Source organism: Litoreibacter sp. JB4-2, assembly GCF_055693445.1.
On sequence record NZ_CM146334.1, the window covers coordinates 2,512,045 to 2,535,613 of the forward strand.

23 protein-coding genes and 1 pseudogene are annotated in these 23,569 nt (G+C 56.5%); 14 read left to right on the forward strand and 10 right to left on the reverse strand.

Features of this window, described 5'->3' with window-relative positions; genetic code table 11:
- The first annotated feature begins 12 nt into the window (after nucleotides 1–12).
- On the forward strand, nucleotides 13–510 hold the full coding sequence (gene secB, locus ACZ1G7_RS12480) for a protein-export chaperone SecB (protein WP_472659718.1): 498 nt from the start codon (nucleotides 13–15) through the stop codon (nucleotides 508–510).
- 234 nt (nucleotides 511–744) lie between these two features.
- On the opposite strand, the gene ACZ1G7_RS12485 is transcribed toward secB, so the two are convergent.
- Complete coding sequence (locus ACZ1G7_RS12485) at nucleotides 745–978, reverse strand: hypothetical protein (RefSeq protein ID WP_472659719.1); 234 nt, start codon at nucleotides 976–978, stop codon at nucleotides 745–747.
- A gap of 83 nt (nucleotides 979–1,061) precedes the next feature.
- On the opposite strand from ACZ1G7_RS12485, the gene ACZ1G7_RS12490 reads away from it, so the two are divergent.
- On the forward strand, nucleotides 1,062–1,880 hold the full coding sequence (locus tag ACZ1G7_RS12490) for a GNAT family N-acetyltransferase (RefSeq protein ID WP_472659720.1): 819 nt from the start codon (nucleotides 1,062–1,064) through the stop codon (nucleotides 1,878–1,880).
- A 114-nt stretch (nucleotides 1,881–1,994) separates the two neighbouring features.
- Here the strand turns inward: ACZ1G7_RS12490 and ACZ1G7_RS12495 are convergent, their stop codons facing one another.
- The gene (locus tag ACZ1G7_RS12495; RefSeq protein ID WP_472659721.1) at nucleotides 1,995–3,521 is read right to left on the reverse strand and encodes a winged helix-turn-helix domain-containing tetratricopeptide repeat protein; all 1,527 of its coding nucleotides are present in this window, start codon (nucleotides 3,519–3,521) and stop codon (nucleotides 1,995–1,997) included.
- Nucleotides 3,522–3,678: 157 nt separating this feature from the next.
- On the opposite strand from ACZ1G7_RS12495, the gene ACZ1G7_RS12500 reads away from it, so the two are divergent.
- The 3 genes from ACZ1G7_RS12500 (at nucleotide 3,679) to ACZ1G7_RS12510 (ending at nucleotide 6,049) form a co-directional block, all read left to right on the forward strand.
- A complete protein-coding gene (locus tag ACZ1G7_RS12500) occupies nucleotides 3,679–4,620 on the forward strand; it encodes a homocysteine S-methyltransferase family protein (RefSeq protein WP_472659722.1) in 942 nt (313 codons plus the stop codon).
- Between the two features lie 107 nt (nucleotides 4,621–4,727).
- Nucleotides 4,728–5,381 (forward strand): hypothetical protein, encoded by a 654-nt coding sequence (locus tag ACZ1G7_RS12505; RefSeq protein ID WP_472659723.1) that lies wholly within the window; start codon nucleotides 4,728–4,730, stop codon nucleotides 5,379–5,381.
- Nucleotides 5,382–5,446: 65 nt separating this feature from the next.
- Complete coding sequence (locus tag ACZ1G7_RS12510; RefSeq protein ID WP_472659724.1) at nucleotides 5,447–6,049, forward strand: GNAT family N-acetyltransferase; 603 nt, start codon at nucleotides 5,447–5,449, stop codon at nucleotides 6,047–6,049.
- A 135-nt stretch (nucleotides 6,050–6,184) separates the two neighbouring features.
- Here the strand turns inward: ACZ1G7_RS12510 and dnaQ are convergent, their stop codons facing one another.
- The 4 genes from dnaQ to ACZ1G7_RS12530 are packed head-to-tail and all read right to left on the reverse strand — an operon-like array spanning nucleotide 6,185 to nucleotide 8,931.
- A complete protein-coding gene (gene dnaQ, locus ACZ1G7_RS12515; RefSeq protein ID WP_472659725.1) occupies nucleotides 6,185–6,913 on the reverse strand; it encodes a DNA polymerase III subunit epsilon in 729 nt (242 codons plus the stop codon).
- Nucleotides 6,906–7,505: a dephospho-CoA kinase gene (gene coaE / locus ACZ1G7_RS12520; protein WP_472659726.1), complete on the reverse strand. Its 600-nt coding sequence runs from the start codon at nucleotides 7,503–7,505 to the stop codon at nucleotides 6,906–6,908. The genes dnaQ and coaE overlap by 8 nt, the downstream gene beginning before the upstream one ends.
- Nucleotides 7,502–8,335: a shikimate dehydrogenase gene (locus ACZ1G7_RS12525; RefSeq protein ID WP_472659727.1), complete on the reverse strand. Its 834-nt coding sequence runs from the start codon at nucleotides 8,333–8,335 to the stop codon at nucleotides 7,502–7,504. The genes coaE and ACZ1G7_RS12525 overlap by 4 nt, the downstream gene beginning before the upstream one ends.
- Nucleotides 8,332–8,931: a Maf family protein gene (locus ACZ1G7_RS12530; RefSeq protein WP_472659728.1), complete on the reverse strand. Its 600-nt coding sequence runs from the start codon at nucleotides 8,929–8,931 to the stop codon at nucleotides 8,332–8,334. The genes ACZ1G7_RS12525 and ACZ1G7_RS12530 overlap by 4 nt, the downstream gene beginning before the upstream one ends.
- Nucleotides 8,932–9,365: 434 nt before the next feature.
- On the opposite strand from ACZ1G7_RS12530, the gene ACZ1G7_RS12535 reads away from it, so the two are divergent.
- The 7 genes from ACZ1G7_RS12535 to ACZ1G7_RS12565 all read left to right on the forward strand — a co-directional run bounded on the left by ACZ1G7_RS12535 (nucleotide 9,366) and on the right by ACZ1G7_RS12565 (nucleotide 16,739).
- Nucleotides 9,366–9,764: a CopD family protein gene (locus ACZ1G7_RS12535; RefSeq protein ID WP_472659729.1), complete on the forward strand. Its 399-nt coding sequence runs from the start codon at nucleotides 9,366–9,368 to the stop codon at nucleotides 9,762–9,764.
- Nucleotides 9,765–9,897: 133 nt separating this feature from the next.
- On the forward strand, nucleotides 9,898–11,202 hold the full coding sequence (rho, locus tag ACZ1G7_RS12540) for a transcription termination factor Rho (protein WP_472659730.1): 1,305 nt from the start codon (nucleotides 9,898–9,900) through the stop codon (nucleotides 11,200–11,202).
- Between the two features lie 54 nt (nucleotides 11,203–11,256).
- Nucleotides 11,257–12,531, forward strand: coding sequence for a tRNA uridine-5-carboxymethylaminomethyl(34) synthesis GTPase MnmE (gene mnmE / locus ACZ1G7_RS12545; protein WP_472659731.1), 1,275 nt, complete (start codon nucleotides 11,257–11,259; stop codon nucleotides 12,529–12,531).
- Nucleotides 12,532–12,536: 5 nt separating this feature from the next.
- The gene (mnmG, locus tag ACZ1G7_RS12550) at nucleotides 12,537–14,411 is read left to right on the forward strand and encodes a tRNA uridine-5-carboxymethylaminomethyl(34) synthesis enzyme MnmG (RefSeq protein WP_472659732.1); all 1,875 of its coding nucleotides are present in this window, start codon (nucleotides 12,537–12,539) and stop codon (nucleotides 14,409–14,411) included.
- Nucleotides 14,408–15,043, forward strand: coding sequence for a 16S rRNA (guanine(527)-N(7))-methyltransferase RsmG (gene rsmG, locus ACZ1G7_RS12555; RefSeq protein ID WP_472659733.1), 636 nt, complete (start codon nucleotides 14,408–14,410; stop codon nucleotides 15,041–15,043). Before mnmG ends, rsmG begins: the two co-directional genes overlap by 4 nt.
- A gap of 3 nt (nucleotides 15,044–15,046) precedes the next feature.
- Complete coding sequence (locus ACZ1G7_RS12560; protein ID WP_472659734.1) at nucleotides 15,047–15,826, forward strand: ParA family protein; 780 nt, start codon at nucleotides 15,047–15,049, stop codon at nucleotides 15,824–15,826.
- Between the two features lie 10 nt (nucleotides 15,827–15,836).
- Complete coding sequence (locus ACZ1G7_RS12565; RefSeq protein WP_472659735.1) at nucleotides 15,837–16,739, forward strand: ParB/RepB/Spo0J family partition protein; 903 nt, start codon at nucleotides 15,837–15,839, stop codon at nucleotides 16,737–16,739.
- On the opposite strand, the gene hemW is transcribed toward ACZ1G7_RS12565, so the two are convergent.
- From hemW to rph, 3 genes are read right to left on the reverse strand one after another with little or no spacing between them, the layout of a single operon-like run.
- Nucleotides 16,736–17,893: a radical SAM family heme chaperone HemW gene (hemW, locus tag ACZ1G7_RS12570; RefSeq protein WP_472659736.1), complete on the reverse strand. Its 1,158-nt coding sequence runs from the start codon at nucleotides 17,891–17,893 to the stop codon at nucleotides 16,736–16,738. The genes ACZ1G7_RS12565 and hemW overlap by 4 nt on opposite strands.
- A complete protein-coding gene (gene rdgB, locus ACZ1G7_RS12575; RefSeq protein ID WP_472663727.1) occupies nucleotides 17,883–18,494 on the reverse strand; it encodes an RdgB/HAM1 family non-canonical purine NTP pyrophosphatase in 612 nt (203 codons plus the stop codon). The genes hemW and rdgB overlap by 11 nt, the downstream gene beginning before the upstream one ends.
- Nucleotides 18,491–19,201 carry a ribonuclease PH gene (gene rph / locus ACZ1G7_RS12580; RefSeq protein WP_472659737.1) on the reverse strand — a complete coding sequence of 237 codons (711 nt, stop codon included), beginning with the start codon at nucleotides 19,199–19,201 and terminating at the stop codon, nucleotides 18,491–18,493. The genes rdgB and rph overlap by 4 nt, the downstream gene beginning before the upstream one ends.
- 103 nt (nucleotides 19,202–19,304) lie before the next feature.
- Between rph and hrcA the strand changes: the two are divergent.
- Both hrcA and ACZ1G7_RS12590 read left to right on the forward strand, forming a co-directional pair.
- Nucleotides 19,305–20,367: pseudogene (gene hrcA / locus ACZ1G7_RS12585) on the forward strand (heat-inducible transcriptional repressor HrcA).
- A 9-nt stretch (nucleotides 20,368–20,376) separates the two neighbouring features.
- Complete coding sequence (locus ACZ1G7_RS12590; RefSeq protein ID WP_472659738.1) at nucleotides 20,377–20,931, forward strand: nucleotide exchange factor GrpE; 555 nt, start codon at nucleotides 20,377–20,379, stop codon at nucleotides 20,929–20,931.
- On the opposite strand, the gene mutS is transcribed toward ACZ1G7_RS12590, so the two are convergent.
- Complete coding sequence (mutS, locus tag ACZ1G7_RS12595) at nucleotides 20,914–23,538, reverse strand: DNA mismatch repair protein MutS (protein ID WP_472663728.1); 2,625 nt, start codon at nucleotides 23,536–23,538, stop codon at nucleotides 20,914–20,916. The genes ACZ1G7_RS12590 and mutS overlap by 18 nt on opposite strands.
- Between the last annotated feature and the right edge of the window lie 31 nt (nucleotides 23,539–23,569).

Consider the following 23,569-nt stretch of genomic DNA (forward strand, 5'->3'; position numbering starts at 1 on the left):
GGAGTAGCCAACATGGCCGAAGAAAACGGCGCCGCCGCAGAACCAGTTCAACCCAAAATGCAGATCATGGCGCAGTTCATCAAAGACATGAGCTTTGAAAACATCGCCGCACAAAAAGGGCTGGGCGAGGGCGACCCGACGCCGGATATTCAGGTTCAGGTGAACCTCGATGCCAAGAAGCGCGGACAAGAGAACCAGTATGACGTCACCGTCAAGCTGGAGATCAACGCCAAGACCAAGGAAGCCGGTAAACCGATCTTCCTGCTGGAAATGGAATATACCGGCGTCTTCATGGTGGAAAATGTACCTGACGAGCAGCTGCACCCCTATTTGCTGATCGAATGCCCGCGCATGCTGTTCCCGTTCATCCGCCGCATCGTATCTGACGTGACCCGCGACGGTGGCTTCCCGCCGCTGAACCTTGAAAACATTGATTTCCTCGCACTCTACCGCAACGAAATCGCGCGCCGTCAGGCCGCCGAAGGTGCAGCACCGGTCGGCACCGCCTAAAATTGCGCGAACAATCACACTCAAAGCCGCGCTCACCCAGCGCGGCTTTTTTTGTTTTGTAGGCGAAAGTGATGAAGCTCAGCTTCGAGACCAACGTCACGATGCTGCACATTTCCCTTTGATGCTACGCAAGCAGGCGGATGAACCCCTTGCGTTGATACATGGCGGTCTGGATCAGTACGGCTACACCGGTCACGGCAAGAACAACCTGCGCTTCGACATGGATAATGTACGTCAGACAAGATGCGTTGACGGCAACAAGCCAGAGGCACCAAATCCGCAACCGACATCCAGAACGCGATCACCACGTTTGACATTAAGTGTGGGCATGACGACAGCGCTGTGGTGTGACAAGCCACCGACCAGGATATGCTGATACTTGATGATATATGGCGGGAGGATTTCGTTCCAAAACTCGACAAACGAAGAGGTTTCCCGCGTGGCCGACGGCAGTATTTGGATACTCATTCTGGGCTCCATGTGCTGGTATTTCACTGAAGTCTGAATAGGCGGCCCTCACTTTCGAAGCTTGCAGGGCTCATGGGGAATTCTTGGGTATTTCTCCACAAAACCTCCACGCCTTCCTCAAGCATCGGCCAGACCCAAATGCGAAGAAAGCCTCACAAGACCATTGTCAAAAACCTGTCTGGAGAATGAAAATGTTAGATTGTCAGCCGTTGGCTGTTGAGCTTGAGGCCTTAGAGAACCCCGTTTTGTCGTCGTTCAACGCGAACTGGAAAACCGTTTCGGAACGCTTTGGTGCGGCCCATGCTTTGCCTGAGACGATGGGCCCGTTTGCTGCTGTAGATGAAGCGACGCCCTCTGCCCTAGATGATCTCACTTCGTTGGTAGAAACACGCGTATCGCCTGTCCTTATTGTGCATCAGCACGAAATCACCGTGCCCCGCGGATTAATTGAGCTAAACCGCCTCCGAGGGGTCCAAATGGTTCCCACGCGGGCACTATCGGTGGATCAGGTTGTCGCGTTTGCCTCTTTGGGTGCGGCCGATGCGGTTGAAATGTTGGATCTTGCTCAGATGACGCAGCCGGGACCGTTTGCCTTGAAGACCTATCAACTTGGCGATTTCATCGGCCTGCGCGTCAATGGCGCGTTGGTTGCAATGGCCGGTCAACGCATGAGGTTTGGCGGGTGGACCGAGATCAGCGCGGTTTGCGTTCATCCCGACTTTCAGAAACGTGGGATTGCCCGGCAATTGGTCACGTCCATGATCGACAGAATTCACCAATCCGGAGCAAAGCCATTCCTTCATACATTCGCGGACAATACCGTCGCGATCGACCTTTACCGCTCTATGGGGTTTGAGATCAGAACAGAGATGAATATCTCACAAATGACTGCGGAGCATTAATGGCTTCCCGCACAAGGGAGAGGCATGACTTGTGCCTCTTCGCGCGCGTTTTGTCGTAGCGGGTTAATTCCGGCTTTGGTCGAAACCGCGCTCTCATATGGCTTGGCTGGCACTTTACAGATGCACATTCAACCCAGCCTTCTGCCATCCCGCAAACGCCTTCTTTACCAATGGCCCGGTGAAGTAGTGAAACACCATCTCATGTTGGATGTGCGCTTCGAAAGTTGGAAACACCTTGAGAAGATCAGCCTTGGCGGCGTCGGCACGTTCCTCATGCCCAAGCTCCGCGTGAAACCAAGCGAGATGCGCGTAATACCATGCGAAGCCGGGCATCGGGACTTTCTCAATTTCTAACAGTGCGGCCTGCCAGAAATCACCCAAAGCAAAACGCCAGGCGTGGGCATAATGATACCAGCCGGGATGGATCGGGCTGAGGTCGATAGCCTTATCCAACAAGGGTATGGCTTTGTCGAAATTACCGAGGAATGCATAACAATGGCCGATCTCGGCCAGAATATCTGCATGCCCGGGATTCAGGTCGAGCGCTGATTGTGCCGACAGGCGAAAGCCCGGCAAATCACCGGTATGAAACTGACAAAGCGACAAGACCATATGGGCAAACCCGCTTTGCGGGTCGCAGGCAACGGCGCGTTTCGCGGCCTCTAGCCCAAGCCTTGTGGACTCTACATCCTGACGTTCATTCAGATGATAGCGGCGCTCCTCCAACAAAACTAACGCGTAGGCTGACCAGCCCTCCGACGAGGCTTCGTCGCTCTCCAGCAACTGCGGCAGGCGCGTGCGTAGTTCAGCGTGCAGCGTCGGATCATAGGTCTTGTAAAACTCATAAAACTGACCCACGGCGGCATAGACATCCCAGGTGGCGGTCTGTGCCTCCGAACGGTCGCGCCGGATCAGGCTGCCCGCCTCGCCGTGGCGGCTCGCGATGCGCCCGGCGGTCAATTGGCCAATCTCGTCCTGGATGTCGAAAATCGCATCTGGCGTCGCGTCTCGGTTGAACTGTTCGGTGAAGATCAGCGCGCCTGTTCGTGTATCGCTGGCCTGTATCGTCACGCGAAGGCGCTGCGGAGAGCGGCGCAAACTGCCCTCGATGACAAAATCGACCCGATGGGTCTTTTGCATCATTTCGACACTTATCTCTGACCTTTGGAGGTGAATCGCCGTGAGATGCGAGAGCACCCGCAAGTCCCGAAACCGCGTGAGGTTTGCGATGATCTCTTCACTGAACCCATCGGCGATATACTTGTCTTCGGGCGCAGCGCTGAGGCTGCGGAAGGGCAAGACTGCGATGATTGGTACCTGCCTCGGCTGCGCGGCTGCTATCTTTATTGGGGCCGCGACGAATTGGAACCCGCGCCCATGGATGGTCTTGATGACCCTCTGAGCCTTGCCCGTATCGCCAACCACGCGTCGCACTTCCTTTATCGCTGTCGACACCGTCGCTTCAGTCACGATCCGGTCGCCCCAGACCGCTTCAATCAGATCGTCTTTGCTGACAACCCGGTCGCTGTGACTGATCAAATGGTCCAGCAACCGGAAAACCTGTGGGGTCAAGGCTTGATCCTGCCCCGCCCGTTGCACGACGAAGCGGTCACGGTCGAAGCTCCAGCCTTCGAAGTTCATCACGCGTTCCATAAGAAGATTTGACCTGTGAACCCATAAAAATGCAAATAGTCTCAGAACTGGCTTCATTTTCTCAGGTCTTTCTCAGGCAATCCTCAAGCATGAGGCCCGGCACCGCAGCATAACGCCCTCAGAAAACTGGAAAGAGGCACATGCCATGAAATACCGAAATCATCTTCCTCAACTCAACGGCCAGCGCATGCTGACCGACGGCGGATTGGAAACGACCCTGATTTTCCATGACGAAATCGACTTGCCGCTCTTTGCTGCCTTTAAAGCCTTCGACACCGAAGCGGGCAGCGCTGCGATGGACCGATACATGCGGCGCTATGCCGAGCTTGCCGTGGCGCAGGGCTGTGGCTTCGTGCTCGACACGCCCACATGGCGGGCCAGCGCGAAATGGGCGGCAGAGCTGGGGATGACCGCCGAAGAGCTGAAAGAGGTTCACCGCGAAGCAATCGCCTATCTCTTGGCATTGCGCGGCGAGTATGAAACGCCTGCGTCGCCCTTTGTGATTAACGGTGTCATTGGTCCGCAGGATGATGGCTATCAACCGGCGCAGACCCTTACCGCCGCTGAGGCGCTGGAGTACCACGCGCAACAGATCATCTGGTTCACCGAGATGGGCGCAGACATGGCTTCGGCTATGACAATGACCTATGCAGATGAAGCAATAGGAATTACGCGCGCTGCACAGGCCTCCGGGTTGCCAGTTGCAATTAGCTTCACAGTCGAAACCGACGGATGCCTGCCAAGTGGCCAAACCCTGGGTGAAGCTATTGCGCAGGTAGATTCCGAGACAGCGGATGGCCCGGCATTCTTTATGGTCAACTGCGCACATCCAGATCACTTCAGAGAGGTTCTCTCGGGAGAGAAGGCTTGGCAGCACCGGATCTATGGTGTGCGCGCCAATGCCTCCCGCATGTCCCACGCCGAGCTTGATGCTTGCGAAACGCTCGACGATGGCGACCCGAAAGAACTGGGCACGCTCTACCGTGATCTCGCGCAACGCTTGCCAAATCTGACCGTGATTGGCGGCTGTTGCGGCACTGATCACCGCCATGTTGCGGAAATGAGCAGGGCGCTTAAGACGCCCTAACACCCCGATCCCGTTTCCGACCACGTAACGGAACTGGCTGCACCTGCAGTCGGGTGCTCCCGCTCGTCTGCCTCACATCTGAAAACCCAAACTTAAGGACCAAAATAATGTTAAAAACTACCCTTCTCATCGCCTCCCTTGTAGCAGGTCTTGCCACGCAATCTTCAGCCGAGGCTCTATCGGGCTTTGACGTGGCCGAAGATCACACGCGCTTCGCTTTTGCGGATACGCCGGTGCATGACAGCGGCATGCCCGCCCATGGCAATCCGTTCGTTACGCAAGGATATATCTACCCAGCTGGTACGCTGGCTGGGAACAAGACCGGCGTGCTTGAAGATGGCAGTCCGGCCTATCCTGACAAGGTGCTGGGCACATGGACGTGCGATGGGTGGTTTGTCGGTGAAGGTGGCGATGCGACCTCTGGCGTCTGGTTGATCTCCCGTCAGGTGATGCAGTTCAACACCGGCGAGGTGGTGATCACACAAGGTACTGAGATCGCCGATGTGAACGTGCCAAATCTGCGCCCGATCACTGGGGCAACCGGAGACTACGCACAGATCGAGGGTGCCATGTCACAAACCCTACTGGGCTTCACTGAGTTCATGGGCGTGAATGTGTCTTTTGAGATGCCTGAAGGTGAGGATTCCGCATTCCTGGATCGTGATGATCAAGGTGAAGGGAATAACGACGGCCAGCACGCTGCGGGCTCTCATCTTGACTGGGACTCCGGCTTTCCGGTCGGTCCGATCGACAACAGCTGATCCTCCCAAACCCTGCACCCGAGAGGTCGACGGCTTCTCGGGCGCTCACGCCAAAGAGAAAAACAATGAATGTAAAAAACCGCCACCTAATCCGTCCCGCAACCAGTGACGACGCTACCGCGCTTGCGCGGCTCATTGATATCGCAGGTGAGGGCATTCCAACCTGGCTCTGGGCCAAATCCTGTGTTGGAGGCCAATCGCCATTAGACATAGGCACAGAGCGCGCCCGTCGTGGAAAAGACGGATTCTCATACACCAATGCGCTTGTCGCAGAAGATAACGGCGCCGCGCTCGGTATGGTGCTAAGCTACGCAATTACACAGGCACCAACAGAAAACCCCGACGATCTACCAGCCCCGATTGCGCCTTTCGTTGCACTGGAAAAGCTGTCGGTCGGTACCTGGTACATCAATGCACTGGCCGTGTTTGAGGGTCATCGTGGCAAAGGCATTGGCTCGAGCCTTATCAAAGCGGCAGAAGACGTGGCAGTTCTCAACGGATTTAACACTATGAGCATTCAGGTCTACGGCCAAAACACTGGCGCTGTTCGGCTCTACCGAAACCTGGGCTATGCAACTAGCACTCAAGAACCGGTAAGGCTCCATCCAGCGCCGCCTTACTATACGGGCGATGTGTTGTTGCTACTCAAGCGATTGGCTGACCAGTGAACTGGGTAGCGTCAACAACCGGTTTGATGACAGGCGCTGCGTCGCAAAATCTGAACCGTCGCAAACGCAAACAAATGCTGCATCAGTGAAGCCTGAAAAAAATGTCTGCTATGTGTGCTAAGCGGACTTTTGAATTCAGTGCAGTTGCTTCCAAAGTGGTGCGTCGCCGAGTTGGTTTAGGAAAGCGTCGTGGGCATTTTTTTCTTCACTTGTCAGACGGCTTGGCAGTGGCGTCGGGCGGGCGGTGGGGCGCCAGTCGTCGGAGGGGCCGCCTGCGTTTTGACCGCCTGTACCGCTCAGGACCAGGTCGGGTTGGCGGCCGCCGATCAGCTCCAGATAGACTTCCGCCAGAATTTCACTGTCGAGCAGGGCGCCGTGTTTTTCGCGGGCGGTATTGTCGATGGCGAAGCGGCGGCATAGCGCGTCGAGCGACGCGGGGGAGCCGGGGAATTTCTTGCGCGCGATGGCGAGCGTGTCGAGGGCCTGATCATTGGGCAGCAGGGGTTTGTTGCACCAGCCGAGCTCCGCATTCAGGAATTTCATGTCGAAAGCGGCATTGTGGATGACCAGCTTGGCGTCGCCGACGAAATCAAGGAAGGCCTGCGCGATATCGGCGAAGACAGGTTTGTCTTTCAGGATTACCTGACCGGGTTGCGCGGGTTGTGGCGGGGTCAGCAGATCGGGGCCGATGCCGTGCACCTCAAACGCGCCGGCGGGCATTGCGCGTTCGGGGTTGATATATTGGTGGTAGACGCGGCCCGTGGGCATGTGACCGCTGAGCTCAACCGCGCCGATTTCGACGATGCGGTCGCCTTCGCCCGGCTCAAAGCCTGTGGTTTCGGTGTCGAGTACGATCTCACGCATGTGCTGCCCTTAGTCTTTCGACCAAGTCTTGCACCTGCGCGCGGGCGCCGTCCAGCGTGGCGGTGTCGATGACGGTATCGGCCTGTGCGCGTTTTTCGGCATCCGGGGTTTGCTTGCGCATGATCATGTTGAAGGTCGGCTCATCCATCGTGCCGCGTGCGAGGACACGGGCGCGCTGATTTTCGGGCGTGGTGGAGACGACAACGACGTGGTCGACCTTTTTGTGGGCCCCGGTTTCAAAGAGCAGGGGGACGTCGAACACGATCATCTCGGCGCCGTTGTTTTGCTCGGCGAAGTCACGGCGGTCTTGCTTGACCAGCGGGTGGACGAGGCTTTCGATTTTGAGCAGCAGGTCGGGGGATTTCTTGATTTCCGCCTTGAGGACATCTTTGCTGACCGCGCCGTCCACGATTGCGGCGGGCACGAGGGTTCGGATGGGTTCAATCGCCTTGCCGCCCTTAGAATACAGGCGACCAACGGCGGCGTCGGCATCCCAGACCGGGAAGCCGTGATCGGCCAGCATTTGCGCGGTTGCCGATTTGCCCATCCCGATAGACCCGGTCAGGCCAATCAAGATTGGGCCCTGTGTCACCTTAGCATTTCCTTACGCAGCGTTTCGTCGATTTCGGGGGTTTTGCCGAACCAGCGTTCGAACCCCGGTGCTGCTTGGTGCAACAGCATGCCGAGCCCGTCAACCACAGCGCAGCCCTTGGCATGCGCGGCGGCGAGCAATGGCGTTGTCAGCGGCGTGTAGACCAGATCGGTGACGAGCGCGTTTGCGTTCAAGTTGTCGAGGGAGAGTTTCAGATCCTCCTTCCCCGCCATGCCGAGCGAGGTGGTGTTGATCAGGGTATGTGCTTCATCGAGGCGGGCGGTGATGCCGTTCCAATCGACGACTTCGATCTTGGCGCCGAAATGGGCTTTGAGCGCATCAGCGCGGGCGCGGGTGCGGTTGGCGAGCAGGATATGCGGGACGCGTTCATGCAGAAGGGCCGCGACAACCGCGCGGGCGGCGCCACCGGCGCCCAGCACAATCGCCGGGCCATCGCTTGCCTGCCAATGCGGTGCGTTTTGCTTGAGGTTCGAGATGAAGCCGACGCCGTCAGTGTTGTCGGCGTGCAGCTTGCCGTCGCTTTGAAAGGTCAGCGTGTTGGCGGCCCCGATCAGAGCGGCGCGGTCAGAAATGACGTCGGCGATATCGAGCACGGGCTCTTTATGCGGGATGGTGACGTTGACGCCCTGAAACCCGGCCTTGGGCAGAATGTCGAGCACATGGGCCAGATCGCTGCTGGCGACATCCATTGGCACATAGTGGCCATTGATGCCATAGCGTTTCAGCCAATGCCCATGCAGCTGCGGTGATTTGGAATGCGCGATCGGGTGCCCGATGACACCGGCCAAAGGGATGGGTGGAAGGCTCATCCGTCTATCGCCCCTCTTAGACTTAGGTAGTTCAGGATATCCAGCAATGGCATCCCCAACACGGTGAAGTAATCGCCCATCACGTGAGCAAACAGTCGCGCGCCTTCGGCTTCCAGCTGATAGCCGCCAACGCAATATTTAATCTCATTCCAATTGCGGTCTACATAATCGCGCAAATATGCGTCGGAAAAATGGCGCATGGTGAGTTTTGCCTCTTTCACCGCGCGCCAGACCGGTTTGGCATCTTCATAGATGACCGCCGCCGAAAACAGCCGGTGCGATGTGCCGCGCAAGGATTGTAGTTGCGCGATGGCGTCATCTTGGCTTTGGGGTTTTGACAGCAGGGTGCCATCATGATCGAGCACTTGGTCGCTGCCCAGAACAAGACGGTCGCGATACTTCGACGCCAGTTTTTGGGCTTTATATTCGGCCAATGCGTCGGCAATATCGCGGGGCTTGGCGCCCTCGGCCAAAAGGCTGGCGGTGATCGTGTCTTCATCAATGCGGGCGGGCATAGCTTCTATCATCACGCCGGCATTTTCCAGCAGCGTGCGGCGAATTTCGGATTGAGAGGCAAGCAAAAGCGGCGCGGGCATGTGGGTAAGTCTGAGGGGAAGTGGCAGGAAAACGAATGGATTAATATTTAGTTATCCCCGCCTGTTTGGCAGAAGAGTGGTTTCATTAACAATGCTCTAATTTGGTCCCAGAGGTTATTGGATGTGTGCTGTTGCAAAGATGGGCTGTGTGGGAATCGGTGACGCGGGAGTTACCCAACAGGATATCAACAGAGTTCAATCTATCTAATACATTGAAATATAAAGATTAAATATACTTCTCGTGATAAGTTTTCTGGCTTTTCCCACATGACGCAAAACTGTGGACACCTATTTGATCCCCGTTATCCACAGGCCCTACATACAACAACATCTTTTCTTTCTTCTTATTGTATTTAAGAGGGATACTTGAAAGCGAGAGGCACTTGTCCGACTTTTTCTATTCTTTGTACCCGTGGGTGAAGGCGGTCCATATCATGGCCGTGATCTCCTGGATGGCTGGGATCTTCTACCTCCCTCGTCTGTTTGTCCATCATACTGAGAAAGTCAGTGTGGGTGGCGCGACGGACGCGCTGTTTCAAATGATGGAAATGAAGCTGCTGCGTGTCATCATGAACCCGGCGATGATCGTAACTTGGGCCGCTGGGTTATACATGGTGGCGCTTGGGGTGATCGATTGGTCTGAGGTCTGGCCTTGGCTGAAGCTTATCTGCGTTCTGGCGATGACCTGGTTTCATCACTGGCTGGGAAAGCGGCGCAAAGACTTTGTCGCTGGTCAGAATGTACTGACGGGCAAACAGTACCGGATGATGAATGAAGTGCCGACTGTGCTTATGATCGTCATCGTGATCTCGGTCGTCGTGAGACCGTTTTGATTGACTCGCAGGGTACGGGCGCTTAGTTGAGAAAAAAACAGCGCGCCGTCCGGTGTGGCTGATTTCCGAATTTACATTGAAACATCGTGCGGGCCCGTCTGGGTCGATTGGCGCGTGTCATAGGAACACTTTCATGTCTGATGAAATTGAGATGTCCGAAGAACCGACATCTGACGAAAAACTGAACCTGTCTGATCTCAAGAAGCAAAAGCCGGCTGATCTGGTTGATATGGCCGAAGAGCTTGAGATTGAGAACGCGTCCACCATGCGCAAGGGGGACATCATGTTCTCCATCCTTAAGGAACGTGCGGATGATGGATGGGAGATTTCTGGCGATGGCGTGTTGGAAGTGCTGCAGGATGGTTTCGGCTTTTTGCGCTCGCCCGAGGCCAACTATTTGCCGGGCCCGGATGATATTTATGTCTCGCCCGAGATGATCCGTCAGCATAGCTTGCGGACGGGGGATACAGTTGACGGTGTGATGGATGCGCCGAAAGAAGGTCAGAACTATTTCGCGATCAACAAGGTGACCTCGATCAATTTCGAGGAGCCTGAGAAAGCGCGTCATAAGGTGAGCTTTGACAACCTGACGCCGCTTTACCCTGATGAGCGGCTGAAAATGGAGACGGCGGATCCGACGGTCAAAGACCGCTCTGCCCGGATCATCGATCTGGTGGCGCCGATTGGGAAAGGCCAGAGGTCGCTGATCGTGGCGCCGCCGCGCACAGGTAAGACCGTGCTGCTGCAAAACATCGCGTCGAGCATCGAGCAAAACCATCCTGAGTGCTATCTGATCGTTCTGCTGATCGATGAGCGCCCTGAGGAGGTCACAGACATGCAGCGCAGTGTGAAGGGGGAGGTTGTGTCCTCTACCTTCGATGAGCCTGCCACGCGCCACGTGGGCGTCTCTGAGATGGTGATTGAGAAGGCCAAGCGCTTGGTCGAGCATAAACGCGATGTTGTCATCTTGCTGGATTCGATCACGCGACTTGGTCGTGCGTTCAACACGGTTGTTCCGTCTTCGGGTAAAGTTCTGACCGGTGGTGTGGATGCGAATGCGCTGCAACGTCCGAAACGGTTCTTTGGTGCCGCGCGGAATATCGAGGAAGGTGGATCCTTGACGATCATTGCGACAGCGCTGATCGATACCGGGTCGCGCATGGATGAGGTGATCTTTGAGGAATTCAAAGGCACGGGTAACTCCGAGATCGTTCTGGACCGTAAGGTGGCTGATAAGCGCGTCTTCCCGGCGATGGATATTCTCAAGTCCGGTACGCGGAAAGAGGAGCTGCTTGTCGATGCGAAAGATCTGCAGAAAACCTTTGTGCTGCGCCGTATTCTGAACCCGATGGGGACGACGGATGCGATTGAGTTCTTGCTGGGCAAGCTCAAGCAAACAAAGACCAATGATGAATTCTTCGATTCGATGAACGCCTAGGCTATTCGGGCGCTCATCCCTGATTTTTTGTTTTAAAACAAAAGGTTAATTGGGATGGATACGATTTATGCGTTAGCCTCGGCTCGGGGGAAGGCGGGGGTTGCGATTATCCGCGTGTCCGGTCCTTTGGCGCAGGATGCGTGTGTGTCTTTGTGTGGGGCACGGGTGAACGGTCGCAGTGTGCGACGGTTGACAGACGCGGACGGAGTGCTGATCGACGAGGCTTTGGTGCTGGGGTTTGAGGCCGGTCGTAGCTTCACCGGCGAAGACGTTGTCGAGTTTCAAACCCATGGCAGCCCCGCGATTATTTCCGCGGTTCTTGCAGCGCTTGGTCGGGTCGAAGGTCTTCGCTTGGCGGAGGCAGGTGAGTTTACCCGCCGTGCGTTGGAGAACGGGCGGTTGGATTTGGCGCAGGTCGAAGGGCTCGCTGATCTGATCGATGCGGAGACGGAGGCACAGCGGCTGCAGGCGATCCGGGTGTTTGACGGGGCGCTGGGGGAACGGGTTGAAGCTTGGCGGCGTGATTTGATCCGGGCTGCGGCCTTATTGGAAGCGACGATTGATTTTGCGGATGAGGACGTTCCGGTTGATGTGACGCCAGAGGTGAAGTCGCTGACAGCTGGCGTGTTTGCGCAGCTGCAGGATGAGGCATCAGGCGCGCGTGCTGCGGAACGGATCAGGGACGGTTTCGAGGTGGCGATTTTGGGGGAGCCCAATGTCGGCAAGTCGACTTTGCTGAATGCGCTGGCGGGTCGCGACGCGGCGATTACGTCCTCAGTGGCGGGGACGACCCGGGACGTGATCGAGGTGCGGATGGACCTTGGCGGGTTGCCGGTCACCTTCCTTGATACGGCAGGTTTGCGCGACACGGATGATGTGGTAGAGGCGCTGGGTATTGAACGCGCATTGCAGCGCGCGGACAGGGCCGACCTGCGTATCTTGCTGACGGCTGGGGATGTGCGGCCAGCGGGATTTCAACCGGGCCCGAATGATCTGGTTGTCGAAGGCAAGGCGGATGTGTCGGGGTCTGGCGTCTCTGGCCTTACCGGGGAAGGCGTCACGGATTTGGTTGATCAGGTGACTGCGCAGCTTGAAATGAAGGCAAGCGGCGCTTCACTGGCGATCAGGGCGCGGCACTTGGAGGCGCTGGAAACGGGCGCTGCCTCTTTGCAAAACGCGTTGGATGAATTAGATCGCGGCATGGAAAGATCAGAATTGGCGGCGGAAGAGCTAAGAATCGCTATCCGCGCGCTCGAATCCTTGGTCGGTCGTATCGATACGGAAATTCTGCTAGACGAAATTTTTGCGAGCTTTTGCCTCGGTAAGTAAGGGACATGTTTCACGTGAAACATTCAGAGTTCGATGTGATTGTGATCGGTGGCGGCCACGCAGGGACGGAGGCGGCTGCTGCGTCTGCACGCGTTGGCGCCAAGACTGCGCTGGTGACGCATAAAGCGGCCACCATTGGCGTTATGTCCTGCAACCCGGCGATTGGTGGGCTTGGCAAAGGGCATCTGGTTCGGGAGATCGACGCGCTGGATGGGCTTATGGGCCGTGCTGCTGATGCGGCGGGCATTCAGTTTCGCTTGCTTAATCGTAGCAAGGGCGCCGCGGTGCAAGGCCCGCGGGCGCAGGCAGATCGGGCGTTGTATCGCAGAGCCATCCAAAGCGCGATTGCCGCGCAAGCTGGGTTGGATGTGATAGAGGCTGAGGTTGCAGACCTAAAGATTAGCGATGGGGCTGTGGCTGGTGTTATCTTGGGCGACGGGTCTGAGATTTCTGCAAAAGCCGTTGTTTTGACGGCCGGCACGTTTTTGCGCGGTGTTATCCATGTGGGAGACGTTTCGCGGCCCGGTGGGCGTGTCGGCGATGATCCGTCAGTAACGCTTGCAGAGCGGATCGATAGCTTTGGTCTGCCGCTTGGTCGTTTGAAAACAGGCACACCGCCGCGATTGGATGGGCGTACTATTCAGTGGGACGCGCTTGAAATGCAGCCGGGTGACGCGGACCCGGTGCTGTTTTCCTTCATGTCCGATCGGGCGAAGGCGGACCAAATCTCCTGCGGAATCACGCATACCAACGAGAAAACGCATGAGATTATCCGTGAAAACCTAGAACGCTCGGCCATGTATGGCGGTCATATCGACGGTGTTGGCCCACGATATTGCCCGTCCATCGAGGACAAAGTCGTTCGTTTTGCTGATAAAACCTCGCATCAGGTGTTCCTGGAGCCTGAGGGGCTTGATGATCCGACGATCTATCCCAACGGCATTTCGACGTCATTGCCCGTGGACGTGCAGGAAGCCTATGTCCGATCTATCGCTGGGTTGGAGCAGGTTGAAATTCTGCAGCCGGGTTATGCGATTGAATATGATTATGTCGATCCGCGTGCTTTGAAACACAGTTTGGAGCTAAAGGATGTCGCAGGGCTTTACCTAGCCGGGCAGATAAACGGGACCACCGGATATGAAGAAGCTGGTGCCCAAGGCTTGTTGGCTGGTTTGAACGCGGCGCGGGCTGCGCGATACCAAGACGCTGTGAGCTTGAGCCGGTCTGATGCTTATATCGGTGTCATGGTGGATGATTTGGTGACGCGCGGTGTGAGCGAACCTTATCGAATGTTTACGTCACGGGCTGAGTTCAGACTGACATTGCGGGCGGATAACGCGGATCAACGGTTAACGGAACGTGGTATTTCACTGGGCCTGGTTGGTGATGCGCGTGCGGAACGCTTCCATTCGAAAATGGATCAGTTGGACAATGCGCGGGGCGTTTTGGAAGATAAAGCCGTTTCACCGCAGGACGTAGCTCCATCTGGAATAAAGATCAAAGCAGATGGAAAGCGGCGCAGTGGGCTGGATTTGCTGGCATTTCCGGATGTGAATTTTGCAAAGGTTGCCGAAATTTGGCCTGAACTGGCAAATGTGCCTAGCGAGATCGCTGAACAAATCGAACGGGATGCACTTTATGCGAACTACATTGACCGGCAAAACCGCGATGCGATGTCTTTGAAAAAAGACGAACGCGTTACGATTCCGGTGGATTTTCCGTTTGCTGAGATTGAAGGCCTGTCGAATGAAATGAAGTCGAAGCTTTTGAAGCACCGGCCCGAGAGTATCGCGCAAGCAGCAAAAATTGACGGGATTACACCGGCGGCTTTGACGCTTATCCTGGCGACATTGAAGAATAAGGCCAAGAAATCTGCATGAGGGCTGATGAGACGGCTCAGAGGGCTCTACAGCAGGTCGCCGATGTTTCACGTGAAACACTCGACCGATTAGAAGAATTTGCCGCGCTTTTGGTGAAATGGAACCAGAAAATCAATCTGGTGTCGCCTTCGACGCTGCCTAATCTTTGGGAGCGCCACATTGTTGATTCTGCCCAAGTCGCAAGATTTTTGCCCGAAACAGCGGGCACATTGTGTGATATCGGATCAGGTGGCGGTTTACCCGGGCTTATTCTGGCGATTGTCGCGGCTGAGAGCCATCCGAACTTGAAGGTCAGCATGATCGAATCTGATCTGAGGAAATGTGCGTTTCTTCAGACGGTCTCTGCCCAGCTTGATTTAGGTGTGACGGTGTTAGCAAAGCAGATCGAGCACGCTGATCCGCAGGCCGCAGATGTTGTTTCTGCACGGGCGCTTGCCCCGTTGCCCAAGCTTATTGGCATGGTTGAGCGTCATTTGGACCCTGCTGGGCGTGGCTTGTTGATGAAGGGCGCGAATGTTGACGCTGAGATAGAGGAAGCGCTTGCGTCACGGGCGTTTGATCTTCAAAAACATCCAAGCAGGACGCTGAGCGATGCGTGCATTCTTGAAGTTTCAAACATTGGGCCAGGCTGATTAATGACCACGACACCGCGCATTATTTCAGTGGCCAACCAAAAAGGTGGGGTCGGGAAGACCACGACGACGATCAATCTGGGCGCAGCGCTTGCAGCGCGGGGCAAGAAGGTTTTGCTGATTGATTTGGATCCGCAGGGCAATGCGTCTACTGGTTTGGGGATTGAGCAAAAAGACCGCAAAGTCTCGACCTATGATCTGATTTTGAACGAAACACCGCTGGAGCGCGTGGCGATCCCGACGGCAGCGCCCAACTTATGGATTACGCCTGCGACGACGGATTTGAGTTCCGCCGATTTGGAGCTGGTCTCAACAGCGCGGCGTGTGTTCTTGCTGAAGGATGCACTGCGCAGCGCGGACGCGAGCGCGATGGGGTTTGATTACATCCTGATCGATTGCCCGCCTTCGTTGAACCTTTTGACATTGAACGCGATGGTTTCGTCTGATTCTGTGTTGGTCCCGTTGCAGGCAGAATTCTTCGCGTTGGAAGGTCTGTCGCAGTTGATGCTATCGGTGCGGGAAGTGCGGGAAACCGCCAATTCAGCGCTGCGCATCGAAGGTATTGTGTTGACCATGTATGACCGCCGCAACAACTTGTGTTATCAGGTTGAGCAAGACGCGCGGGAGAACTTACAGGACCTCGTTTTCAAAACGATGATCCCGCGCAATGTCAGGCTGAGTGAGGCCCCATCTTTCGGGATGCCGGTTATCAATTACGACCCGACATCGCGTGGCGCTGTTGCCTATAAAGCGCTGGCGCGCGAAATTTCTGAACGAGCTTAGGGGGTTCGCAATGGCCGAAAAAGAAAAACGCGGATTGGGCCGGGGCTTGTCGGCATTGATGGCGGATGTGGATGTTTCGGATCGCGACGGGCGTGGGGCTGCGCCAAAGGCCGCGGATCAGAGCTTGCCGATCGAACAGGTTGTCCCGAACCCGGACCAGCCGCGCCGCGATTTTGACGAGGAAGCGCTGAAAGAGCTGTCGGCGTCGATTGCTGAGAAGGGGATCATTCAACCGCTTATCGTGCGGTCTGATCCGAAATCAGATGGGCGCTACCAGATTGTTGCGGGGGAACGCCGCTGGCGGGCGGCGCAGATGGCGCGGCTGCATGAGGTTCCGGTTGTTATCCGCAGTTTCTCTGACAGCGAAGTGCTTGAGATTGCGATCATTGAGAATGTGCAACGTGCCGACCTGAACGCGGTGGAAGAGGCGTTGGGCTACCGGCAGTTGCAGGAAACCTATGGCCACACGCAGGAGCAGTTGTCGACGGCATTGGGAAAAAGCCGGAGCCATATTGCGAACCTGATGCGGTTGTTGAACCTGCCGAAGGAGGTTTTGACCTGGTTGCGGGAGGACAAGCTGTCTGCCGGGCACGCGCGTGCTTTGATTACGGCAGATGATCCGACTGGTCTTGCCAAAATTGTGATCACAAAAGGTCTGTCGGTGCGTGAGACGGAAAAGCTTGCGAAATCTGGCGTGACGAAAAGTGCCAAAGAGTCTGCGGCGACAGCGCCTGCCGAGATGAAAGATGCTGATACGCGGGCGCTGGAAAGCGACTTGGAAGCCGCGCTGGGGATGAAGGTCAACATTGACCACGTCAAAGATGGCGAGTCGGGTAAGCTGACTGTCAATTACAAGAGCTTTGAGCAGTTGGACGAACTGTGCCGCAAGCTTTCGAAGACAGTGACGGGCTAGGTTAAGAGCTCTTTCAGGATTGCATTGAGCAGGGGACGTTTCTGGGCTGGCACGGAGAGCACGTCCGCGCCTAGGTTAAGGAAACCCATTTCTACCAAGCTATTGATTTTATTGGAATAATTTTCCATGAAGCCGTCTGAAAGCCGGTTCAAATCAGCACCTTTATCAATGCGCAGCGCCATCATCAGATATTCGTTGTCCCGCGCGTCGGTTGTGAGCGTTTCACGCGCGCTTTCGCCTGTACCTTTGGTTTCAACATCCGACAGCCACGCCGTTGGCATAAGACTGGTTTCGGTCGCGATGCGGTTTGCGCCGATAGTCAGCCGCCCATGTGCGCCCGGACCGATGCCCAGATAGTCGCCGCCGCGCCAGTAGATCAGATTGTGACGGCTTTCCTGACCGGGGCGCGCATGATTGGACACCTCATAAGCGGGGATGCCGGCGGCTTGGGTGAGTTCTTGCGTCAGCTCATACATATCGGCGGCGCGATCTTCGTCGGGTAGGCCGCGCAGCTTCCCGGCTGCAAAGCGGTCGCCGAAGGCCGTGCCGTCCTCGATCGTCAGCTGGTAAAGCGACATATGACTGGTTTCAAAAGAGAGGGCTTGGTTAAGCTCTGTGCGCCAGTCGTCCAGTGTCTGGTTTTGCCGCGCGTAGATCAGGTCAAAACTGACCCTGTCAAAGGTGGTTCTGGCGATGTCGAGCGCGGTTTGCGCTTCCGCCACAGAATGAAGACGTCCGAGAGCTTTTAGGTCGATGTCTTTTAAGGCCTGAATCCCAAGCGAGACGCGGTCGATGCCGGCATGGCGGTAGGCTTTGAAACGGGCGGCTTCTACCGATGATGGATTTGCCTCCATCGTGGCTTCGAAATCATTGGCGATGGACCAGTTGCGACGGATGCGATCCATGATTTGGTCGATCAAGTCCGGATCCATCAGGCTTGGTGTGCCGCCGCCAAAGAAAACCGTGTCGAGGACGCGTCCATCGGTTTCGGCTGCGACGCGATCCAGTTCGCTCAGATACGCGCGGGCCCAGCGGTTTTGATCGATGGACTTCACTACGTGGCTGTTGAAGTCGCAATAGGGGCATTTCGCCTGGCAATAGGGCCAGTGAATGTAGAGCCCGAAACCGGCTGTGCGCCAAGGTTCAGGCGTCAAAGGCTTTCACCAGTTTTGCGAATGCGTCGGCCCGGTGGGAGATGCGGTTTTTCTCTGCCCAATCCATTTCGCCGAAGGTGATGTCATAACCTTGAGGTTGGAACATTGGGTCGTATCCATGGCCATCTGCGCCGCGCATTGGCCATTGGAGCGTGCCTTCGACTTTGCCTTCGTACACCTCGTCATGGCCATCGGGCCAAGCCAATACGAGGGTTGCGCGAAACCGCGCTGTCCATGGTTTTGGTGCGCCAGTCTCAATGATTTTGGTATGGGTTTTGGTCATGGCCATCACGAAATCGCGGCCATTTTCCGTCTCCGCCCAGTCGGCGGTGTACACACCAGGGGCACCGTCCAAAGCGTCGACTTCGATACCGCTGTCGTCAGACAAGGCGGGCAGGCCGGTTGCTTTGGCGGCGGCATGGGCCTTGATTCGGGCGTTGCCGACGAAGGTGGTTTCCGTTTCTTCGGGTTCGGGCAGGTTGTGCTCCGCCGCGCCTTGGACGGTGATGCCCAAGGGTTTGAAAAGATGCACCATTTCTTCCAGCTTGCCCGCGTTATGCGTGGCCACAAGCAAGGTATCGCCGGTGAATTTACGCATCAGGCGACAGCGGCTTTCTGGGCCGCGACCAGTTCCGCCACACCTTTTTCGGCCAAATCCATAAGCTGATTGAATTCAGGGCGGGAGAAGGTCGCGCCTTCTGCGGAGCCTTGGATTTCAACCAAACCACCGGCACCTGTCATGACGAAATTGGCGTCGGTGCCGGCATCGCTGTCTTCGACGTAGTCAAGATCAAGGACCGGCTGACCGGCATAGATGCCGCAGCTGACGGCGGCGACGTGATCGGTCAGGGGATCAGATGTAATGTCGCCTGCTTTCATCAGCGCGTTAACGGCCAAACGCAGCGCAACCCAGCCGCCGGTGATTGAGGCGCAGCGCGTGCCGCCATCGGCCTGAATGACATCACAGTCGATGCTGATCTGACGTTCGCCAAGGGCAACGCGGTCGACACCTGCGCGCAGTGCGCGGCCTATAAGGCGTTGAATTTCTTGTGTGCGGCCCGACTGACCGTTCTTCGCTTCGCGTCGCATGCGGGTGTGGGTTGCCCGTGGCAGCATGCCGTATTCCGCAGTCACCCAACCAAGGCCGGAATTTCGCAAAAACGGGGGCACACGTTCTTCCAAAGTGGCGGTGCACAGCACGTGGGTTTCACCGCATTTGATCATGCAGGACCCTTCGGCATATTTGGTGACGCCGGTTTCGATTGAAATCGGGCGCATCGTGTCTAAATCTCGTCCTGAAGGTCGCATGCCGGCTCCTGTAAATTGGGTTGTCTGATGCATACGCCCCGCGCCGTTCGGGTTGCAAGCACCTTTGGCGCTCCTTAAAAAGGCATGTCGTCGGAGCATTTGAATGAGCATTGAAAACGCCAGCCTTCTGAACGAAATGACGGACCGCTCCCGGGAGGTGTTTCAGCGGATTGTTGAGGGGTATCTGGTGAGCGGCGATCCGGTTGGATCGCGCACGCTGACCCGCGAAATGTCTGAAAAAGTCAGCGCTGCAACCATTCGTAACGTGATGCAGGATTTGGAATATCTGGGGCTGTTGGGCAGCCCGCATGTGTCTGCGGGACGGATTCCGACGCAACAAGGCTTGCGGATGTTTGTCGATGGCATGCTGGAAGTGAGCGATCTGAACGATGCGGATCGCAGCCAGATTGAGCGGACGGTGAAGACCAATCAGCCTGATGTGACCACGATGCTGGACAATGTCGGCAACGCGCTTTCGGGTCTAACACAGGGCGCAAGCCTTGTTTTGGCGCCGAAACATGAAGCGCCGATCAAGCATATCGAATTTGTCAGCCTGGCCCCGGATCGTGCCTTGGTGGTGTTGGTCTTTGCGGATGGGCATGTTGAGAACCGCGTGTTTGAGCCGCCCTTGGGGCAAACGCCGTCGTCGATGCGAGAGGCCGCAAACTTTCTGAACGCTATGGCTGAGGGGCGCACGATATCAGAGCTTCAGGACCGGATCGTTGCTGAGATCAAAATCCGCAGGCAAGAGCTTGATGAACTGGCCCGTCATATGGTCGAGGCCGGGATCGCGGTTTGGGAAAATGAGGGTGAGCGCAACGAACGACTGATGGTACGGGGCCGTGCCAACCTGTTGGGTGAGGAAGATGACGAAGGGCTGGACCGAGATCCGCACGCTGTTTGATGACCTCGAACGTAAGCGCGATATCGCCGAATTTCTGGAACTGGCCGAAGATGGCGAGGGTGTGCGCATTTTTATTGGATCAGAGAACAAACTCTTTTCACTTTCGGGTTCCTCTCTGGTCGTAAGTCCCTATATGAACGCTGATCGAAAGGTGATTGGCGCCGTTGGTGTGATTGGTCCTACACGTCTGAATTACGGACGTATCGTGCCGATTGTCGACTACACCGCGAAACTGATCGGCAAGATGATTTCGGATGGTTAAGGCCCGGACATGAGTGACATGAGAGACGAAGAAGAATTTTTGGAAGACCCGCTTGAGGCTTATGCCGAGGAAGAGGTCGATATCGTTGAAGAATCTGCTGATGAGCTGGATGAGCTGCGCGACGAGAACAAGCAGCTGAAAGACCGGCTGCTGCGCGCCATGGCGGATGCGGAGAATATTCGCAAACGGGGCGAACGTGATCGGCGTGAAGCTGAGCAGTATGGCGGTTCAAAACTGGCCCGTGATTTGATGCCTGTTTACGACAATCTGAAACGCGCGCTGGATTCGGCGGACGAGGCGCAACGCGAAGCCGCGAAGGGCGTTTTTGAGGGCGTTGAGCTAACCCTGCGGGAGCTGATTTCGGTCTTCGGGAAGCACAAAATCGACCCTATTGTGCCGGAAGTCGGCGATAAGTTTGACCCGCAGTTGCATCAGGCGATGTTTGAAGCGCCTTTGCCTGACACGAAGGCGGGCGACATCATTCAGGTGATGACCGAAGGGTTCATGTTGCATGACCGGCTGCTGCGCGCGGCGCAGGTCGGGGTGTCATCCACGCCCGGCTAGGTCCTTAAGTTCATAAAGAAGCTGCAAGGCTTCGCGGGGGGTCAGCTCGTCGGGTAGAATGTCTTCCATCCGGGCATCCAACTGCGAAGCCTTTTGCTTTTGAGGCACCGGGGCCGGGGTCGCAGCAAAGAGCGGCAGGTCATCGATCAGGGCTTTTGGATTTGCAGCGCCTTCTCGTTCGCCTTTTTCCAAAGCATCCAGAACCACGCGCGCGCGTTCGACAACGGCGTCGGGCAATCCAGCAAGTTTGGCGACCTGAACGCCGTACGACCTGTCGGCCGCCCCCTTGCGCACTTCATGCAGGAAGATCACGTCGCCTTCCCATTCTTTGACGGCGACGGTGGCGCAATCGACACCGTCGAGCTTTGAGGCGAGCGCGGTGAGTTCATGGTAATGCGTCGCGAACAGCGCGCGGCAGGAATTGACGTCGTGCAGATGCTCCATCGTGGCCCAAGCGATGGACAGCCCGTCATAGGTGGCAGTGCCCCGCCCGATTTCATCGAGAATGACCAAGGCCCGGGCATCGGCCTGGTTCAGGATCGCGGCGGTCTCGACCATTTCGACCATAAAGGTCGAGCGACCGCGTGCGAGATCATCTGAGGCGCCGACCCGGCTGAACAGTTGCGAAACGAGGCCAATATGGGCGTTGGAGGCGGGCACATAAGACCCTATTTGGGCCAAAAGCGCGATTATTGCGTTTTGACGCAGGAAGGTCGACTTACCGGCCATGTTGGGGCCAGTGAGCAACCAGATGTTTGATTTATCGTCCTCTACACTGAGGTCGCAGGAGTTTGCGACAAACGGCGCACCACTTTGCGCACGCAGGGCGCGTTCGACCACAGGGTGACGCGCATCGCGGATATCAAAGGCGCGGGTTTCGTCAACTTTGGGCAATGTCCAGTTTTCGGCAACCGCAAGATCAGCAAGCGCGGATGCGAGGTCAATTTCGGACAATGCGTCGGAGGCTTGGGTGAGCTGCGCACCGGCTTCAGCGACCTTTTGGCTGAGTTCCGCAAAAATGCGCTTTTCGATTTCTGTCGCGCGACCGCCGGCGTTGAGGATTTTGGTTTCCAATTCGGACAGCTCAACCGTGGTGAATCGAACCTGATTGGCGGTGGTTTGGCGGTGAATGAAGGTTTCCGACAAAGGCGCGGACAGCATCTTTTCGGCGTGGGTGCTGGTGGTTTCAATGAAGTAGCCAAGGACGTTGTTGTGCTTGATCTTGAGCGCGGTGATGCCAGTTGTTTCTGAGTAGTCTGCCTGCATTTCCGCGATGACTTTGCGGCCCTCGTCGCGCAGGTGGCGCATTTCATCAAGCTCGGCGTCGTAGCCGCTGGCCACAAAACCGCCGTCGCGGGCGAGCAGGGGCGGTTCGGCGACCAAAGCGTCAGTTAGCAGCGCGATCAGATCATCGTGCCCTTTTAGATTGTTCAAAGCCGCTGACAGGAGATCAGGTAGGTCAAATTGCGAGAGTGTTTCTTGCAAGAATAGACACTGTTCCAGTCCATTTCGTACAGATGCCAGGTCGCGCGGCCCCGCGCGTTCCAGTGAGATGCGCGAGAGCGCGCGGTCAATATCGGGGACTTTTCGAAGTGCGTCGCGCGCCAGGTCACGGGCTTTTGCCGTGTCGAAGAAAAAGGTCACCGCGCTTTGGCGTTGGTGCAATGTTGCCAAATGGGTTGTTGGGCTCGCGACACGGCGGTCGAGCAAACGGCTGCCCGCTGCTGTCATGGTGCGGTCGATGACGGACATCAGCGATCCCTCGCGCCCGCCTGAAAGCGCGTGTGTCAGCTCAAGATTTCGTCGCGTCGCGGCATCGATTTGCATGACGCGGCTGGCTTCTTCTTTCACCGGCGGATTGAGGCGCGGCATTTGGCCTATTTGGGTGATTTCGAGATAGTCGAAGATCGCGCCCATGGCGGACAGCTCGGCCCGGGTGAAACTTCCAAATGCGTCGAGTGAGCCGACTTCGAAATGGTTAAGCAGGCGTTTCTCGGCCGACGTGCTGTCGAAACTGGACCGGCTAAGTGGGATCGCGGCGAGGCCGGTGTCTGTAATCAGCTCATCAAAACTGTCGAAACTGGCTTCTGATAGCAGCAATTCTTGTGGGGCAAGCCGTGCGAGGTCAGGCCCGAGCCGCACTAAGGGGCAAGGCGTGACGCGAAATGCGCCCGTCGAGATATCGACCCAAGCCAAAGCGCATTCGCCGCGAATATCCGCGAAAGCGGCAAGAAAATTGTTGCGCCGGGCGTCGAGCAGGGTGTCTTCGGTGAGCGTGCCTGGGGTGACAAGGCGGACAACATCGCGTCGAACGACTGATTTAGAGCCTCTTTTCTTCGCTTCTGCCGGGTTTTCCATCTGCTCGCAAACGGCGACGCGAAAGCCTTTGCGGATCAAGGACAGCAGATAATTTTCAGACGAATGCGCGGGGACGCCGCACATCGGTATGTCTTGGCCCAGATGTTTGCCGCGTTTGGTGAGGGCAATATCGAGCGCTTCGGCGGCTGCGACGGCATCGTCGAAGAACATCTCGTAGAAATCGCCCATGCGGTAGAAAAGCAGCGCGTTGGGGTACTGGGCTTTGATCTCCAGAAATTGTGCCATCATGGGCGTCACGGATGCGCTGGTCGTGGCCACG

Bases quoted from the DNA above. Each gene is read 5' to 3' on its own strand.
- secB (WP_472659718.1), top strand. From the start codon at position 13: ATGGCCGAAGAAAACGGCGCCGCCGCAGAACCAGTTCAACCCAAAATG.
- ACZ1G7_RS12485 (WP_472659719.1), bottom strand. From the start codon at position 978: ATGAGTATCCAAATACTGCCGTCGGCCACGCGGGAAACCTCTTCGTTT.
- ACZ1G7_RS12495 (WP_472659721.1), bottom strand. From the start codon at position 3,521: ATGAACTTCGAAGGCTGGAGCTTCGACCGTGACCGCTTCGTCGTGCAA.
- ACZ1G7_RS12500 (WP_472659722.1), top strand. From the start codon at position 3,679: ATGAAATACCGAAATCATCTTCCTCAACTCAACGGCCAGCGCATGCTG.
- ACZ1G7_RS12505 (WP_472659723.1), top strand. From the start codon at position 4,728: ATGTTAAAAACTACCCTTCTCATCGCCTCCCTTGTAGCAGGTCTTGCC.
- ACZ1G7_RS12510 (WP_472659724.1), top strand. From the start codon at position 5,447: ATGAATGTAAAAAACCGCCACCTAATCCGTCCCGCAACCAGTGACGAC.
- dnaQ (WP_472659725.1), bottom strand. From the start codon at position 6,913: ATGCGTGAGATCGTACTCGACACCGAAACCACAGGCTTTGAGCCGGGC.
- ACZ1G7_RS12525 (WP_472659727.1), bottom strand. From the start codon at position 8,335: ATGAGCCTTCCACCCATCCCTTTGGCCGGTGTCATCGGGCACCCGATC.
- ACZ1G7_RS12530 (WP_472659728.1), bottom strand. From the start codon at position 8,931: ATGCCCGCGCCGCTTTTGCTTGCCTCTCAATCCGAAATTCGCCGCACG.
- ACZ1G7_RS12535 (WP_472659729.1), top strand. From the start codon at position 9,366: ATGGCCGTGATCTCCTGGATGGCTGGGATCTTCTACCTCCCTCGTCTG.
- rho (WP_472659730.1), top strand. From the start codon at position 9,898: ATGTCTGATGAAATTGAGATGTCCGAAGAACCGACATCTGACGAAAAA.
- mnmE (WP_472659731.1), top strand. From the start codon at position 11,257: ATGGATACGATTTATGCGTTAGCCTCGGCTCGGGGGAAGGCGGGGGTT.
- mnmG (WP_472659732.1), top strand. From the start codon at position 12,537: ATGTTTCACGTGAAACATTCAGAGTTCGATGTGATTGTGATCGGTGGC.
- rsmG (WP_472659733.1), top strand. From the start codon at position 14,408: ATGAGGGCTGATGAGACGGCTCAGAGGGCTCTACAGCAGGTCGCCGAT.
- ACZ1G7_RS12560 (WP_472659734.1), top strand. From the start codon at position 15,047: ATGACCACGACACCGCGCATTATTTCAGTGGCCAACCAAAAAGGTGGG.
- ACZ1G7_RS12565 (WP_472659735.1), top strand. From the start codon at position 15,837: ATGGCCGAAAAAGAAAAACGCGGATTGGGCCGGGGCTTGTCGGCATTG.
- rph (WP_472659737.1), bottom strand. From the start codon at position 19,201: ATGCGACCTTCAGGACGAGATTTAGACACGATGCGCCCGATTTCAATC.
- ACZ1G7_RS12590 (WP_472659738.1), top strand. From the start codon at position 20,377: ATGAGTGACATGAGAGACGAAGAAGAATTTTTGGAAGACCCGCTTGAG.
- mutS (WP_472663728.1), bottom strand. From the start codon at position 23,538: ATGATGGCACAATTTCTGGAGATCAAAGCCCAGTACCCCAACGCGCTG.